This window comes from Sporosarcina quadrami, from assembly GCF_014836615.1.
GTDB classification, from domain to species: Bacteria; Bacillota; Bacilli; order Bacillales_A; family Planococcaceae; genus Sporosarcina; species Sporosarcina quadrami.
Window position 1 is genome coordinate 19,704 of sequence record NZ_JACSQN010000004.1, and the last position, 15,223, is coordinate 34,926.

The 15,223-nt window shown below is 44.7% G+C and carries 16 protein-coding genes; 2 read left to right on the forward strand and 14 right to left on the reverse strand.

Features of this window, described 5'->3' with window-relative positions:
• Positions 1–459: 459 nt before the first annotated feature.
• The 3 genes from H9649_RS05225 to H9649_RS05235 form a co-directional block, all read right to left on the reverse strand.
• On the reverse strand, positions 460–1,020 hold the full coding sequence (locus H9649_RS05225) for a histidine phosphatase family protein (protein WP_191693675.1): 561 nt from the start codon (positions 1,018–1,020) through the stop codon (positions 460–462).
• 116 nt (positions 1,021–1,136) lie between these two features.
• Positions 1,137–2,102, reverse strand: a complete 966-nt coding sequence (locus tag H9649_RS05230; protein ID WP_191693676.1) for an alpha/beta hydrolase — start codon at positions 2,100–2,102, stop codon at positions 1,137–1,139.
• A gap of 212 nt (positions 2,103–2,314) precedes the next feature.
• A complete protein-coding gene (locus H9649_RS05235) occupies positions 2,315–2,479 on the reverse strand; it encodes a hypothetical protein (RefSeq protein WP_191693677.1) in 165 nt (54 codons plus the stop codon).
• A 131-nt stretch (positions 2,480–2,610) separates the two neighbouring features.
• Between H9649_RS05235 and H9649_RS05240 the strand changes: the two genes are divergently transcribed.
• Together H9649_RS05240 and pgeF are read left to right on the forward strand one after the other, a co-directional pair.
• Positions 2,611–3,165 carry a DUF488 domain-containing protein gene (locus tag H9649_RS05240; protein WP_191693678.1) on the forward strand — a complete coding sequence of 185 codons (555 nt, stop codon included), beginning with the start codon at positions 2,611–2,613 and terminating at the stop codon, positions 3,163–3,165.
• Positions 3,166–3,316: 151 nt separating this feature from the next.
• Positions 3,317–4,075 (forward strand): peptidoglycan editing factor PgeF, encoded by a 759-nt coding sequence (gene pgeF, locus H9649_RS05245; protein WP_191693679.1) that lies wholly within the window; start codon positions 3,317–3,319, stop codon positions 4,073–4,075.
• A gap of 53 nt (positions 4,076–4,128) precedes the next feature.
• Here pgeF and H9649_RS05250 read toward each other — a convergent pair whose 3' ends face one another.
• The 11 genes from H9649_RS05250 to H9649_RS05300 all read right to left on the reverse strand — a co-directional run bounded on the left by H9649_RS05250 (position 4,129) and on the right by H9649_RS05300 (position 15,145).
• Positions 4,129–4,695, reverse strand: coding sequence for a hypothetical protein (locus H9649_RS05250; RefSeq protein WP_191693680.1), 567 nt, complete (start codon positions 4,693–4,695; stop codon positions 4,129–4,131).
• Between the two features lie 486 nt (positions 4,696–5,181).
• The gene (locus H9649_RS05255; RefSeq protein ID WP_191693681.1) at positions 5,182–5,598 is read right to left on the reverse strand and encodes an RDD family protein; all 417 of its coding nucleotides are present in this window, start codon (positions 5,596–5,598) and stop codon (positions 5,182–5,184) included.
• Between the two features lie 125 nt (positions 5,599–5,723).
• Entirely contained in the window at positions 5,724–6,290 is a 567-nt protein-coding gene (locus H9649_RS05260) for a hypothetical protein (RefSeq protein WP_191693682.1), read from the reverse strand.
• A gap of 63 nt (positions 6,291–6,353) precedes the next feature.
• Complete coding sequence (locus H9649_RS05265; RefSeq protein WP_191693683.1) at positions 6,354–6,953, reverse strand: hypothetical protein; 600 nt, start codon at positions 6,951–6,953, stop codon at positions 6,354–6,356.
• Between the two features lie 114 nt (positions 6,954–7,067).
• Complete coding sequence (locus tag H9649_RS05270) at positions 7,068–8,522, reverse strand: protein adenylyltransferase SelO (protein WP_404828710.1); 1,455 nt, start codon at positions 8,520–8,522, stop codon at positions 7,068–7,070.
• A gap of 62 nt (positions 8,523–8,584) precedes the next feature.
• Positions 8,585–9,097: a glycosyl-4,4'-diaponeurosporenoate acyltransferase CrtO family protein gene (locus H9649_RS05275; protein ID WP_191693685.1), complete on the reverse strand. Its 513-nt coding sequence runs from the start codon at positions 9,095–9,097 to the stop codon at positions 8,585–8,587.
• 73 nt (positions 9,098–9,170) lie between these two features.
• Entirely contained in the window at positions 9,171–10,295 is a 1,125-nt protein-coding gene (locus tag H9649_RS05280; RefSeq protein ID WP_191693686.1) for a glycosyltransferase, read from the reverse strand.
• A 30-nt stretch (positions 10,296–10,325) separates the two neighbouring features.
• Entirely contained in the window at positions 10,326–11,831 is a 1,506-nt protein-coding gene (locus H9649_RS05285) for a phytoene desaturase family protein (protein WP_191693687.1), read from the reverse strand.
• A 33-nt stretch (positions 11,832–11,864) separates the two neighbouring features.
• Complete coding sequence (locus H9649_RS05290) at positions 11,865–12,728, reverse strand: phytoene/squalene synthase family protein (protein ID WP_191693688.1); 864 nt, start codon at positions 12,726–12,728, stop codon at positions 11,865–11,867.
• 13 nt (positions 12,729–12,741) lie between these two features.
• Positions 12,742–14,262 carry a phytoene desaturase family protein gene (locus H9649_RS05295; protein WP_191693891.1) on the reverse strand — a complete coding sequence of 507 codons (1,521 nt, stop codon included), beginning with the start codon at positions 14,260–14,262 and terminating at the stop codon, positions 12,742–12,744.
• Between the two features lie 178 nt (positions 14,263–14,440).
• Positions 14,441–15,145 (reverse strand): polysaccharide deacetylase family protein, encoded by a 705-nt coding sequence (locus tag H9649_RS05300; RefSeq protein ID WP_191693689.1) that lies wholly within the window; start codon positions 15,143–15,145, stop codon positions 14,441–14,443.
• Between the last annotated feature and the right edge of the window lie 78 nt (positions 15,146–15,223).

Sequence of the window (15,223 nt, forward strand, 5' to 3'; positions counted from 1 at the left end):
CCTCCCCTTAATGGGGGCACAAAAAAATCCCCCCGTCGTAACGGAAGGACCAATCCATCGCTATCCAATTATCCCTTGAAATAAATGCGCTTCACTGACTTTGAGTGAAGTAGGCACATCTGAAAAAGACCTGTGGAGGCCTATAAACCGTTCATAAGGGAATGGACTCTTTAAAAATGGACAGACTAATCCTGTTTTCCGTTCGAATCAAATCATTACATTCTCGGAATTACAAGATTAGTTATTCATCGTCCACCCGTCAGTCCTTTCCCTCTTAAATTAATACTAGTGTATAGTTATTGTTCTAAAATTGCAAATAAAAATTACATTGATGTTTTTCTACACGTGCTAAAAGTCCCGTTTTGGTGATAAATTCTCTTATTCGATCGATATACACAATTATCCGATCGATATATCTACCTATTCAATCGATATACACAACTATTCAATCGATATCCGTTATTTGTCGAGTGACAGTTCCTCTTCGCGCCATATGCGCTCGACTTGTGCACCCGAATCGGTGACGTTTACACGATAAACATCCGGATTCGTCAATGCTTGCCATTCCGAAAAACCGATATGCTCGTCATAGCACCTTAACAATAACGTCATTAAGTTTCCATGCGTCACAAGTACAGTCGTCGAGCCGGCAGGCAATTCTTCAACAACATTGCAGACGCGTTCCATCGCTTCATGAGACGATTCGCCGCCTTCGTATTTCAAATGGACATCTAAAAATGAATCCTCAAGTTTCAACAACCAATCCTCAAAATCATACGAACTCAACGTACGCTCCGCCAATCTGCTATCCTCTTCAAAATATTGTCCTTTACGATCCGCGAGCGGTTCTGCTGACATGCGCGCCCGTACGAACGGACTTGTAATGATCCGATCCACTTCAATCCCGTCAAAGAACTCGGCTAATTTTTCAGCTTGTATAATCCCTTTTGCTGTCAAATCCGCATGCGGAGATTGTCCTTCCGCTTCACAATGTCGAACGATATACACCACTTTTTCCATCGCCGAACACCTCCTGTTATTCTTAATTTCCCTCGCAGGAATAAAAGAAACATTTCACTTAAGAAAACTATAAAAAACCGGTTCTCCAAGGAAAATCCCCATAGAGAACCGATTATTCATTGGACATGATGTTCAAGAAAATTGCGCAACTTCACACGATATGCATCGCCTGCCAATGCGTAGGCTTCTCCGTGATTCGCATTCGGAACGAGGAATATCTCTTTATCGCCCGGCGTTGCGTTGTATAGCTCCTCCGCATTGCCCACAGGAACAAACGTATCAGTCATGCCATGGATATAAAAAATCGGGATTTTCGCTTTCCGCACTTGATTCAACGCGCTAGCTTCTTTGAATGAATAACCGGCACGCACTTTGGTCAGCGCACTCGTACTATCCAACAGAGGAAAGGCAGGTAAATGAAACATCCGATTCATCTGGTACGTAAATAGTTGATAGACCGATTGGTACGGGCTGTCCGCAATAATCGCTTTCACTTGCGCAGGCAAACTTTCTTCACCACTCGCCATCAAAACTGTCGCCGCCCCCATCGATAAGCCATGGTAAGCAATTTCCGACTGTGGCCCAAGTTTTTGTATAAGCTTATTCGTCCAGTCAATCAGATCCAGCCGATCAGGCCAGCCGAAACCGTAATAATCGCCTTCACTCTTTCCGTGTCCGCGCGCATTTGGCATAAATATATTGTAGTTCAATTCGTCATGATAATATTGTCCAAACAGCCCCATTTGCTTGGCATGGCCTAAATAACCATGTGTCAAAATGACAAGCTTATCCGTTGGCTTGGCAGCAGGTAAGTAATAACCGGATAATTTTATTCCGTCCCGTGACATGATGCTGAGCGACTCGAATTCCTGGTCAGCAACCCATTGTTTCCAATGACCATTCGTGTACAGTTCCAATGTCTTCTCCGAAACTTCCAAGTCTGCGTTCCCTTGCAAAAACTCTTTCGGACCGCGCTTTACTGCAAGTTCATAGAAAAAGAAACTTCCTGCCACCTGGATCACTAGAAAAATAGTTGAAAAAAGCACCAACAACTTCTTCCAATGAATCTTGATAATACTCATTCCCCTTTTACTATCTGTCTTAGGTACACATAGTACCTACTCTGAGTATACGGGAAATCTTAATTGAATAGTATAGATTTTTTAGGGAAAAATGTATTAAATTTGATAGATTTCACTTAACATTTCACAACACAAACCGACGTGCAGAAACCTTATATTTTATTCAAATAAAAATCCGGCACCTACTTCAAATAGGCAACCGGAGTGTTTACTTATTCCATATCATTTTGTTGCTTTTTCACTTCGTCATGCGCCTCTGCTTTAATGTCTTCAACTTGTTGTTCCGCACGCTTCGCAGCATCATTAGCTACTTTTGCATCTTCATTTCCGCTAAGTTTCTGATTGTCGTCTTTACCGCCGGCATAACTTTTTGTCATACGGACCACTCCTTTTCTTTTACTGTTATTATTCCCGCCTGCCACTATTCCAAACAGGTACTTCATTTATGACGAAGTTGTTTAGCTAGTTGAGACGTTCGGGTACGTCATAAATAAGGAAGGTGAATCGAATGGAAATTTACACAGTCGGGCATTCCACCCATACGAAAGAAGAGTTTTTGAAATTGCTGCATGACGCCGATATTGAACTTCTTGCGGACGTGCGCGCGTTCCCTGGAAGTCGTAAGTTCCCGCATTTTCATGAAGACCGCATGAAGGAATGGCTACCTGAGGATGGCATTCAGTACAAGCATTTCAAAAAGCTAGGCGGCAGGCGCAATAAATCCAAAGTCGTCGACGATGAAGTGAATGACGCATGGAATAACCGGTCATTTCATAATTATGCCGACTATACGTTGCAGCCTGAATTTCAAGAAGGGCTTGAGGAGTTAAAGAAGTTGGCTTTATCCAAAAAAGTTGCAATTTGCTGTTCTGAACGTCATCCTGCGAGATGCCATCGGTTATTAATTAGCAATTGGTTGTCGTTGAATGGATGGACAGTTCGGCACATTATCGATGGGCCAAAAGAGGAGACAATCATCGAGAAGCACGAACCCGGAAAATGGGGTGCGCCACCACACTTGAATGAAGATGGAACGGTTGTCTATCACGACTCAGAAGAATGAAAAAAGCCGCACACGGTTGCAGGGGGAATTGAAAGCGAGTGCGGCTCTTACTGATTATGGACGGTTTTTATCGGTTTTATTCCACGAGAATGTTTTTCTTTGTCCTATACAGGCAGGGAAAACTTAACGTATAGTAAGAACAGGTGATGATATGAAAACAAAAGTATACATGGAGAAAGAAAATCTCATAGCAGGTATGACACTCAAGGACAGTGCGGCACCAGAAGAAAATAATATGGCGTTGCACGCATGTATCGATCCACAAGCGATTCTTGAAAATCGTGGGAATTTAGCTGCGTATTTGAGATGTGAATTGACAGATTTTGTGTGCGCCAACCAAACGCATAGCGCGAACTTCCATAAAGTGACACGATCCGATAAAGGCCGGGGTTCGCTCGAAAATGAAACAGCTATTCCGAGCGTCGATGCGCTGTACACCGATGAGCCTGGTATTTTGTTAGGTAGCTTTACGGCTGACTGCGTTCCGGTCATTTTTTATAATGAAGTGAATGGCATCATTGGTGTCATCCATTCGGGCTGGCAAGGCACCGTTAAGGAGATTACACCAAGAGTATTCGAACATTTAGCGCAAATTGAACAGAGCAATCCTACTGACTGGCATGTCCAAATTGGTATGGCACTTAGCCAGGAAAAGTTCGAAGTGGACGAAGATGTCTATGTACAATTCCAAGCGCTCGGTTACGCGGATGATTTTATGTATTTCCATGAAGCGACGGACAAATATCATATCAACAATCAGCTCACGGTCAAAAGACAATGTGAACGTGCCGGTATTCCAGCAAATCAGATTAGCATTGATTCGACATGCACATTTTTAAGCACAGAAGGTTTTTCGTACAGGCAAGATCGACAAGCCGGTCGTCATCTTAGCTTTATCATGAAGCGCTGAAATTAGTAAAAGGACTCCTCGGTGAGTCCTTTTTCGTGATGGATGACAAGCATTTATCCTCTTTTATACTCAATTCCATCATCATTGAATTTCTTCTCTAGCACCTTCCGATAAGGCTTCAAATAACGATCATTCGCCACTGTCATGACGTTACCGTCCGTAAAATGGAAATCAAATTTAGCAAATCCGCCTTCTTTCGGTAATTCACGGAAGACAACTTTCTCGACCTCTTCCCATTTATACTCGGATGGCTCCGATAGTAATGAGTGCTTGAACGCAACTGAGTCTGAAGCTATCCGAACGTATCGTTGTGATGCGTCCACAAAACAGAAAAGGACGACGAGCCCGATGACAACACCGATTATCTTTGCTTTCGCGTTCACTTTTAGAGCATAGAATAGGAAAAACATAATCGTTAAAAGTCCAAAACCAACACTATATAAAATGTATGCATCTTTCGGTACTTGCACGAGTAAAGTGCTGGTCGTTTCATGTAAAGTCTTTGCCAATGTCGATGGAATGATTGCGACCAGAAGAGGAAATAATCCGATAGACCCCATTCCAAACGACAAAAACGTATGACTTGCATCCAGTTGGTGCAACCCCTTTTTCATCTGCATTTCCCATACCTCCCTGCTTTTTCCTCTTTATACGGATTTAGCAGGGTGGAAGTTTCATATAATTCGAATAAAATATCAATTCTTTTTTAATTCTTTAAATAAAAGCATTTCAGCGTGCATTTACAGACCTCCTAATTGACCGTTCTCCTCATTTTCGCGCTCCGACGGGCATTTACAGGTCTCCTTATTAACTGTTCTCCTCGTTTTCACGCTTCAACGGGCATTTACAGACCTCCTAATTGACCGTTCTCTTCGTTTTCGCGCTCCGACTGGCATTTACAGACCTCCTTATTGACCGTTCTCCGCGTTTTCGCGCTCCGACGGGCATTTACAGACCTCCTAATTGACCGTTCTTCGCGTTTTCACGCTCCAACGGGCATTTACAGACTCCTTATTTGACCGCACGCCGCATTTCTACAAGCCTACGCTCAAAAAAACAGCACACTTCTGCCAAACTGGCAGATGTATGCTGAACTGATGACATATTTAATTTTTAATAACCCATGTGCCTGCAATGTAATCATGCAAGCCTCGCTTCTCAGGCGTTATGCCGACCATGATATAGCCAATGTAAAAGATCCCTGACAGCATGTAGCTCAGAAAACGTCCGAACGATCTGCCTGCTGAGATTCTGTTTCCTTCTGCATCGACTACTCGCAAATTGAGAAGTCTCTTTCCAACGGTCCCTTGCATTCTGGAACTTGTTGTCAGCGTGTAATATAGTGCAACAAGAACAATATTAGTAAGAATGAGTACGATAAGCACGCCAACAATTACACCTTCTGAATCCGTTACGAGCAGCATCATCTGAAGCACAAAGTTGATAATGAATAATGGAATGAACAACACGATACTATCGATGATATTCGCAAGAACACGAATCCAAAAACCTGCATAAAGCATATAACTTCCTCCTTCCCCTCTATAAATCTATGCGTTTCACAGACTTCTATATGTTGATGAAACACCAACGTCTTCCATCATATCGCAACAGATTCACTTTGTAAAAAGGAGACATCCACGTACCCCTATCCTCTCTTATACTCAATCCCATCATCCTCAAACTTCTGCTCAATCTTTTTTCGCCATGCTTTCATTTCCTCGTTATTCGAAAGCGTCATACGATTACCATCCTGGAAATGAAAATCGAATTTTGACGTACCCTCTTTAATAGGAACTTCGCGGAAGACGACTTTGTCGATATCATCCCACGTATATTCATACGTTTCCGACCAGATAGATTTCTTGAACGCAAGCGTATCCCAACCCAATCGTGCGAACCTTTGAGACGCATCCACAAAGCAAAAAACAGCCAACAAAACAATGACTGCACTAATCAGTTTAGCTTTTTTACTCACCCTTAAGAAACTCAACAAGAAAAATGTGACGGTAAGTAGCAACAAGCCGATTCCATACGTCACATAGGCTGATTGTGGTATTTGCAGCAATATAGTGGATGGCGTCTCATGCAACGTCTTCGCCACCATCATTGGCGTCACAATCAGAAGTATAGGAAACAATGCGAATGATCCCATTCCCATGGCTAAAAATGTATGACTCGAATCTAACTGGTGTAACCCTTGCTTCATTGCCATTCTCTTGCCTCCCACACACAGGTATCCTAATAAAACCAACAATCCGCGGAACTACTTTCATAATTAAGAATTTGATAAACCATTAAATGCAGGAGTTATCCCTTTCCGATATGCCACGCCGTTTTCATCCATTTTCCGTTGAATGATATTTCTCCAACCTTGCACAATGACGCTATCTGCAACAGTTGCAACGTTACCATCTCTAAAACGAAATTCGTAATTTGAGTAGCTGCGATCCTTATCTGTATGATGATAGACAACTTCCTCGAGATCTTTCCAGTCGTATACGTGTTTTTGCGACCAGAGTGAATCTCTCACAATAATCGAATCCAATCCCACCCTTGAATACCGTTGCGTACCGTCAGCAATGCATAAAATGGACACTACTAATATCGCACAACCAACAAGCTTCCCTTTAGTACTCCCTCTGAATAAAAATTGCGATATACATGCACAAGCAAATAGCAAATAACCTATTGTATATAGGACATATGCTATTTTTGGTAACTGCACAAACAGTGTGAAAGGGACTTCATGTAATGTCATCGTAGTCATCGGGACGAGTAAAAATAACCAAATGGGAGAAAGGAACAGTAACATCATTCCCCATCCTAATGACGTGTGATACCATTCAAGTTTATGTAACCCTTTTTGCATCTGCATTTCCTTACCTCCTCGAGCTCTATTATTAATATGATAGATTAAGATTTCATTATAGTCAATTAATTTTAAACAATAGAAAAAAAGACCTTACCAGTAGGCAAAGTCCATTATCTTTCACGTTCCACAATACGTATTATAAGGAATTTCAGGATCGGCAGGTGCTATAAAGGATTTCTGCTCAAGCGTATAGGCATATGGGTCTTTTAATACGTCCAGCAACTTTTCCATCACCGTCATATCCCCTTTGACAGCAGCATCCAACGCCTCTTCCACTCGGTGATTACGCGGGATGATGTTCGGGTTGTTTTTTTTCATGAATGCTAGAACGTCATCCATGGACTTGCCTTGTCTCGTAAGCCGCGCATCCCAACGTGATTTCCATTCCATGAATTCCGGTGTGTTGCTCATCGGTAACTCGTCCAACTGACCGAGCGTCAATGCACGGAATGTATTCGTATAATCCGATTCGTTCACTTTCATCAGCTGCAATAAATCTTTCACAAGTTTTACATCTAACTCCTCTGCATCAAAGAGACCGAGTTTCCCACGCATACCGGCCAACCAATGATCATGGAACAGCTTGCCGAATTTAGCGAGCGACTGTTGCGCAATGTCTACAGCTTTTTCTTTATCATCGTTAAATAATGGCAACAGTGTTTCAGCAAATCGCGCAAGATTCCATTCGGCGATGCCGGGTTGATTGCCGTAGGCGTAGCGGGCTTGACGGTCTATTGAACTGAAAACGGTGGCGGGATCGTACGTATCCATGAACGCGCACGGCCCGTAATCGATTGTTTCACCGCTGATTGCCATATTATCCGTATTCATGACGCCGTGGATGAAACCGTTCAACTGCCACTTCGCGATTAAATACGCCTGGCGCTCCATGACACTTTCGAGCAACGCTACGTATTTATCAGTAACGAGCGCAAGATCCGGGTAATGCCGCTCAATCGTATAATCCGCAAGCGTGCACAAATCTTCTACGACTTGCCGTGCCGCCGCGTATTGGAATGTACCAACTCGGATATGACTCGATGCGACTCTCGTCAGCACTGCCCCTTCAAGTGTCTCTTCACGAAACACAGGCGAGCCTGTCGTGACGACAGCTAAACTGCGTGTCGTCGGAATGCCAAGACCGTGCATCGCTTCACTCATGATGAACTCTCGCAACATCGGCCCAAGCCCTGCGCGTCCATCGCCACCACGTGAAAAGGGTGTGGGTCCGGACCCTTTCAACTGGATGTCAACACGTCTGCCGTCGGGCGTCAGGTGTTCACCGAGCAGTATCGCGCGGCCGTCCCCAAGCATCGTGAAGTTGCCGAACTGATGACCCGTATAGGCCTGGGCAATCGGTTCAGCCCCTTCCGGCATGCGGTTGCCCGCGAGCATTTCAAGTCCTTCAACATTTTCAAGCGCTTGCACATCGAGTCCAAGTGATTGTGCAAGCTCATGATTGAATGCAATCAGTTCCGGTTCAGGTGCTTCTTCCGGCAAGGCGTTCGCAAAGAACACTTCCGGTAAACGTACATAGCTGTTGTCGAATTGCCATCCAAATTGATCCTTCATCATCGTAACCGCTCCTTTATACACGCTATTGCAACCAAGTGTACACTACATGCACGATGTATTCACGTCTCACAATCCCTTCGCGTATTCCCCACCAATTCTACATTGATGAGCCGTTCAAGGCGCGGCCTGTTGAACCGTTGAATGATAATGAGTGGGATATTGAAAAGGACTGCATATCCGACATTAATCCATGCCGCCCAAATTGGGTTCCAAAGGAAAAATAGCACACTCGGCACGATGGTCAGCCAATGGACGAATTCTGCCCGGCGAGATTCTAGCAGGAATAAACTCAGGGATGTCCGATCCCGTCCATGCAGCATCCTTTTGTCGTATCCGCTGCGGATGAACAGCGTTCCATCTGGGATGTAACCTTTCCACTTCTTCACTTTGAACAGTCGTTGCCATATACGGCCTTCCTGCTCCCAATCAAACTGTCTGAACAGCCAATCATTGCGGACGAACCAATACACCGGAATGCGCTGGATGACAATGGAAATAACCAGATGCAATAATAGCCACACCACCGCATCCAGTAAGGCTATCCATAATAGAGGCAATTCAACAAACGGCATGCCGGCACCTCCAATCTTTCCTAGGAATTCCATATAGCCTAGGCAACTGACTTTCTAAGTTCCTAAAATATGATCACACCTCAATATCCCGACCCCGCCACGTCACGCGTTTACGCCGTTTGGACAAATAAATGGAATATAAAAAGACGAGTATGAAGAAGATGAACAATAGCGGAAAGAGCGGAATCGTCCACATCGCAAAATCACCTGTTTTCCGCACTGAACGCGCTACGCCGAACATATAGGCAGCATATACAACTACGGCAACCGCAAGTTGGATCCATGATTCAGTCATCACTGGAAACAGGAACAATAGCGGACTCAACGTGCCACCGACAATCCACAAATTTATAAGCAGCATGACGAATGGATGCGTAGAGACCGATCCTGATGCCATACTTTTCGAGTAGCCCTGTACCAATTGTTTGAACCCTTCCGGATACATGCGCAACCATGCCGTTCCGCGACCGCTAATACATCTGACGGGCAAGGCTTTAGCCTGGAATTCATGGCCGAGCGCCAGGTCGTCCATGACAGCACCTCTTACAGCAGCATGTCCACCGACTTTCATATATTCGTCCTTCGCGCATAGCATGCACGGACCGAATGATCCTGCACTTTTGAGCAAATCCCCTTTAATCGTAAAAACATTCATCCCCGCCATCACAACAACAGGAAATATGGAGGCCATTTGTTCATACCAATGCTCAGGCCTGTGATCGGGCTGCAGCGACAAGATTCCCGTTCCTCCGGCCGCTTCGAAATTTGTGATGTACGAAACTAAACTGTCCCGGTCTTCAAACACTGTATCGGCATCCATGAATAACAACAAATCCCCAGTCGCCGCTACTGCACCGGTCCAACAAGCTGACGACTTGCCGATCCAGCCTTTATTAAACTGTTCATTGGGTAATACGCGCGCACCATATGAATAGGCGATTTCCGCTGTTCGATCGGTAGAATCATCGTCTACGACAATCGTTTCCACCTCGATATCCTTCTGCATGACAATCGATTCAAGCAACGGTGCAAGCCGCTTTTCTTCGTTACGCGCTGGAATGATGATCGTTATAGAAGAACGGACAGCATCCGTCCTCCGAACTTCGCTGTCTAAGACGGGCACTCTCCATAGGACAATAATTCCGCATGCCAATCCAATGATCGTAAGGACTATACCTATTGCAAACAGGATGAACATGGATGACACCCCTTCTGATTTCAGTCCTGATTATTTCCTTTTCAATAACCCGTCCCGTTTCAAAATTGCTTTGCAAACCTGTTGACCGCTTAACGTCACCATGGGCATGCCTCCGCCCGGATTCACAGTTCCTCCGACGAAATACAGATTATCAAATCGGTCGCTATGCTTTTTATGCTTAAAGCCTTTGTTTTTCTTCTTATCGGATAACGTCCCGTAAATGGACCCACGATGTGAGCCATACGTCCGCTCGATATCATGGGGCGTCCACACATCTCTTGTGACGATATTGGCACGCAAATCGGTTAATCCCATCCGTTCAAGCTTATCAAGAACACGCTCTTCCAGCTGCGCATAATCCGCTGCGGTAAATGGCTGATCTTGGATATGCGGGATATGAGGAAGGATCTTCAGGTTCTCATGTCCAGCAGGTGCTTGGGATGGATCGGTTTTGTTCGCATTGACTAGATAGATTGTCGGGTCATCAGGCAATGTATGCTGTTGGAATACTTTGTCCATCTGTGCTTTCAAATCTTCCGAGAAGAAGAAGTTATGGTGATTAAGTTGCGGATACAGCTTCTTCACCCCCACGTGCAGAACAAGTCCCGAACTTGACGGTTCGAATTTCTTTTCGAGCTTGTCAATTTCCGATTGATCGGTATCGACCATTTTATCGTAGAACGGAATGACTTCCATATTGGAAATGTAATAATCAGCCCTCACAACAGAACCGTCCGATAGCTCAACGCCCGTCAATTGCCCCTTACGGCTTAGCGCTCTCGTCACTTCTACACCCGTATGCAAAGAGACGCCGGACTCTTTCGCAAGTGTATGCAGTGCATCCGCAAGCCGGTGCATCCCACCCGGCACATACCAGCAACCTTGTGCGTGTTGCATATAGATCATCATATTAAGGACGGCAGGCGCATCATATGGCGATGAACCGACGTACTTAATAAAATAGGAGAGCATCGTGCGCAAATGTGGATTGCTGATTCGTTTGCTGATCGCTTCAAACATCGTCGAATTCAAATCGAAACCTTTAAGGGACGCAAAGACGCCATGATGCTTGATCACTTGTGATGTCGTATCGAGACCCTCTTTGAAATAGCCTTCATCAGTCATTTCATATAGCTCTTGTGCGTAGCGCAAAAAAGCGGCATATTCTTTCATATCCCGTTTGGACAGATGGGGGTTCTCCGTTGCCATCTTGTCGAGATCGCCATACAAATCAAGCACTGCACCGTCAGGAAAAAAGGAACGCCATTCCCGGTCCAGCCGAACAATCTGCACATAATCCTGCATCCGTTTGCCACTTCCCGCAAAAAGCCGTTCGAATATATGGGGCATCGTCAAAATAGACGGCCCTAAGTCGAACCCGAAGCCATCCTGTTCTAGGCGATTTAACTTACCGCCGAGATGTCCATTCTTTTCATACAATGAAACTGCATAACCTCGTTGCGCCAGCGAGATCGCAGCAGAAAGTCCACCCAATCCGCCGCCGATAACAATAGTCGTTCTCTTATTCCGTGACATGCTTGCACCTCTTTCCGTCATTCAAGGACTCTATCAAAATGAAGCTTCTGCGGCGATTTTCACCATTTCCAGCTTCGATACATAATTCTTTTTACGGAAGCAGTCGTAATTATTTTTACGCACACTGTTCAAAATACCCCGGTATACACGAGCTGAAGCAATGACAGCAAATTTACTGTCTTCATCGAAGCCAGCACTGCTGTCTATAAAATCGGCATATAACTCTTCTGCACGCATAGCGAGTGACTCCCACAAGGCGATGAAATTATCTGAAATGATGCCTTTTGACAGCTCGTGTTTTGTATAGCGGAAAGCCGCCATCTCCTGGGTTGGTAGATAAATCCTGTCCTTCTCCAAATGGTCTTCTCCGATATCACGGAGAATATTCGTAATCTGCATCGCGATGCCCAAGTTCACGGCACTTTGCGTTAAATCCCTATTCGTGCCCGAAGCAATGATCGGCAACAGCATCTTGCCGACCGAACCCGCGACATACGCACTGTATTCCTCGAGATCGGTAAGTGTATCCGGTGAGGTGAAATGGATGTCCATGCGCTGTCCTTTCAACTGATCAAAGAACGGTTGGATATCCATTTCAAAACGATTGAACACATCACGCAGCGCGCGCCATAACGGCAGGTCCTTTTCCTGTCGCTGTTGAAAACGATTTAACTCATCCGTCAAATGATCGAGCGCAACGAGTTGGGAAGCGGATGTCGGATTTTCATCCACACTGTTATCCGCTTGGCGGCAAAATGCATAAATGGCATAGACCGCGTTCGCTTTTTCTTGCGGTAATGTAGAAAAAGCGTAATAGAAACTCTTGGAATAGTGTTTAATGATGCCTTCACAATACTTATAATCTTCGACGAGAGAGGGATTTCCATGGATTTGCATAAACGGGCTCCTTTCATCTTGTGTGGAATAGAATTCCTTTATCATCATGAAGCAGTTCTTCTGTCGCGATGCGTGCGGACAGCAAAACAATCGGAACGCCTGCACCCGGATGTGTGCTGCTGCCTGTGAAATACAAGTTTTCGCAATGTGTTGCCTTGCTTTGCGGACGCATATGATTACTTTGACTTAATGTAGGCTGAAGACCGAATGTAGCGCCATTGTAAGCATTGAAACGTTCTTCGAAATCTTTGGGCGTCATGAATGTCTCGCTGACGATTTCATTCTCCACATTTTCAAAGCCTTTGATCTCTTTAAGGGCGTCGAGCACATAACCTCTGTAATGAGCGATCGTCTCGTCATCCCACTCGTACTGAGAACATGACTTATCCGATACCGGCACAAGTATGTACAGGCCATCTTTTGCTTCCGGTGCCAATGAAGGATCCAGTTTCGACCCCATATAGACGTAGAAAGATGCATTCTCAAGTTTCTCTCCGGCAAATATGCCATCCAGGTTTTCACGCAGATGCTCATTGAAGATGAAGTTGTGTGCAGTTGGTATTTCGTCGTATTTCCGGTCCATCCCAAGATACATCAAGAAGCATGAACATGAGTATTTCATCTTGTCGATTTTTTTATCTGTATACTTCCCTTTCGCCGACGGCTCTTTCACAAGGTTTTTCATCGCATATGGGAAGTCGGCATTACACATGACAAAGTCGGATGCTTTGAATTCCCCTTCGATACGGATCCCTTTTGCCTGCCCGTTTTCAATGACAATTTCGTCTACAGGCGAGTTGTAATGTACTGTACCACCAAGTTCCAGGAACAGCCGTTCAAGCGATTTTGCCATTGTATACATGCCGCCCTTGATGAACCACACGCCATAGATGAATTCGATCATCGGAATCATCGAATACAGCGAAGGACCACTGTACGGGGACACACCTATGTAGAGCGTTTGGAAACTGATCATCTGCTTCAAGCGTTCATTTTTAATATATTTGCTCAGGAACTTGTCTGCATTGTCAAACGTTTTCAATTTCAGACCCTGGCGCAGCATCGACGGATTATAGAAATCGGATGCTTTGCGGAATGGCCTTTGTAGAAAATGTTCTTTTGCAACTAGGAATCGCTTATAGATCTCCTGTAAATAGTCCAGGAAGCCTTGTGCGTCCTCTTCACTGATATCCTCGAACACTTCTATGAGCTTCGTCATTTCGGATGAGATTTCATAATGATCTTCCGGCTTATTGCCAAAGAATACGCTATACATCGGATCTAAGCGTTCCATCGGGATATAGTCATCGGGATCACGGCCGCATAATTGGAAGATTTCCCGATATAACTCCGGCATCATGACGATTGTCGGTCCGAGATCGAATGTATACCCATCTTTTTCAATACGATTCATCTTGCCGCCCGCCAATGGTTCCTTTTCATAAAGCTCCACTTCATAACCCGCATGTTGCAGACGAATGGCGCTTGCAAGACCTGCGACACCCGCTCCGATCACCGTCACTTTTTTCTTCATCATTTTACCGCCCCTAATCTCTATCATTATACAAAACATTGTACAAGTTTACTTTTATTTTGTAATTACCCGTATTAAGAAGAAATAACCTTATACAATGGTTATACATGATTTTTATTTTTCTGACAAGCCTTAAAGCGAAAATAACGTGAAATAAATATGAAAAGCACCCCTATTTTTACATTGGGGTGCCCGTAATCCTGAATTCAGTTGTCGATGCAGTTTCATTCAAATAGGTCGATAGCTTGTCCAACATATGTATAGGGGCTTCTGAATCCGCCCCCGGATTTGTTCCGTCATCATGCAACAGGATAATCGAGCCGTCCGCGGGTACATTTTGAAGCCCTTCAAGCAATCCGCTCTCACAATGAGTTACTTTCCAGTCTTTGAACACATGAGACCATAAAACGATTTCATACGGTTTGGACAGATGCAACGAAGCCGCGTTAAGGAAACCCCATGGCGGACGGTAGACAGTCGGGCTTTTGCCGGTCACATCCCGGATGGCACGATCCGTATCTTCAATCTGCTGTTTCAGACGTGCGGGAGTCAGGAGCCAGCTGGATGTATGTTGGTCATGATGTATGCCGATCTGATGGCCTTCCTCATACATACGCTTCACAATATCTGGATTGGCACGCACTTTTTCACCCACAACAAAAAAGGTTGCAGGAATCTCATATTTTTTCAGGAGGTCAAGCAATTGTAGAGTGTATACAGGATGCGGACCGTCGTCGAACGTCAGGGCTATCCCACTTCCTGAAGGCAACTTCTTCGTAATCCGATGACCTAATGTACGGATTATCGCCGTAGCACCCATTCCATATGCCAAGGGAAGAACTGCAACAACTGCTGCAATTTGAAATGCCTTTCGTTTTCTCATTAAATCACCTTCCCTTTCCGTCATTAATCCGTTCACTTTCTGTTAGTGTATCGGAATCTATGAAATAGCGGTACTATT

Bases quoted from the DNA above. Each gene is read 5' to 3' on its own strand.
- H9649_RS05280 (WP_191693686.1), bottom strand. From the start codon at position 10,295: ATGTTCATCCTGTTTGCAATAGGTATAGTCCTTACGATCATTGGATTG.
- H9649_RS05240 (WP_191693678.1), top strand. From the start codon at position 2,611: ATGGAAATTTACACAGTCGGGCATTCCACCCATACGAAAGAAGAGTTT.
- H9649_RS05290 (WP_191693688.1), bottom strand. From the start codon at position 12,728: ATGCAAATCCATGGAAATCCCTCTCTCGTCGAAGATTATAAGTATTGT.
- H9649_RS05265 (WP_191693683.1), bottom strand. From the start codon at position 6,953: ATGCAGATGCAAAAAGGGTTACATAAACTTGAATGGTATCACACGTCA.
- H9649_RS05225 (WP_191693675.1), bottom strand. From the start codon at position 1,020: ATGGAAAAAGTGGTGTATATCGTTCGACATTGTGAAGCGGAAGGACAA.
- H9649_RS05255 (WP_191693681.1), bottom strand. From the start codon at position 5,598: ATGCTTTATGCAGGTTTTTGGATTCGTGTTCTTGCGAATATCATCGAT.
- H9649_RS05285 (WP_191693687.1), bottom strand. From the start codon at position 11,831: ATGTCACGGAATAAGAGAACGACTATTGTTATCGGCGGCGGATTGGGT.
- H9649_RS05295 (WP_191693891.1), bottom strand. From the start codon at position 14,262: ATGAAGAAAAAAGTGACGGTGATCGGAGCGGGTGTCGCAGGTCTTGCA.
- H9649_RS05260 (WP_191693682.1), bottom strand. From the start codon at position 6,290: ATGGCAATGAAGCAAGGGTTACACCAGTTAGATTCGAGTCATACATTT.
- H9649_RS05250 (WP_191693680.1), bottom strand. From the start codon at position 4,695: ATGCAGATGAAAAAGGGGTTGCACCAACTGGATGCAAGTCATACGTTT.
- H9649_RS05275 (WP_191693685.1), bottom strand. From the start codon at position 9,097: ATGCCGTTTGTTGAATTGCCTCTATTATGGATAGCCTTACTGGATGCG.
- H9649_RS05235 (WP_191693677.1), bottom strand. From the start codon at position 2,479: ATGACAAAAAGTTATGCCGGCGGTAAAGACGACAATCAGAAACTTAGC.
- H9649_RS05230 (WP_191693676.1), bottom strand. From the start codon at position 2,102: ATGAGTATTATCAAGATTCATTGGAAGAAGTTGTTGGTGCTTTTTTCA.
- H9649_RS05300 (WP_191693689.1), bottom strand. From the start codon at position 15,145: ATGAGAAAACGAAAGGCATTTCAAATTGCAGCAGTTGTTGCAGTTCTT.
- pgeF (WP_191693679.1), top strand. From the start codon at position 3,317: ATGAAAACAAAAGTATACATGGAGAAAGAAAATCTCATAGCAGGTATG.
- H9649_RS05270 (WP_404828710.1), bottom strand. From the start codon at position 8,522: ATGAAGGATCAATTTGGATGGCAATTCGACAACAGCTATGTACGTTTA.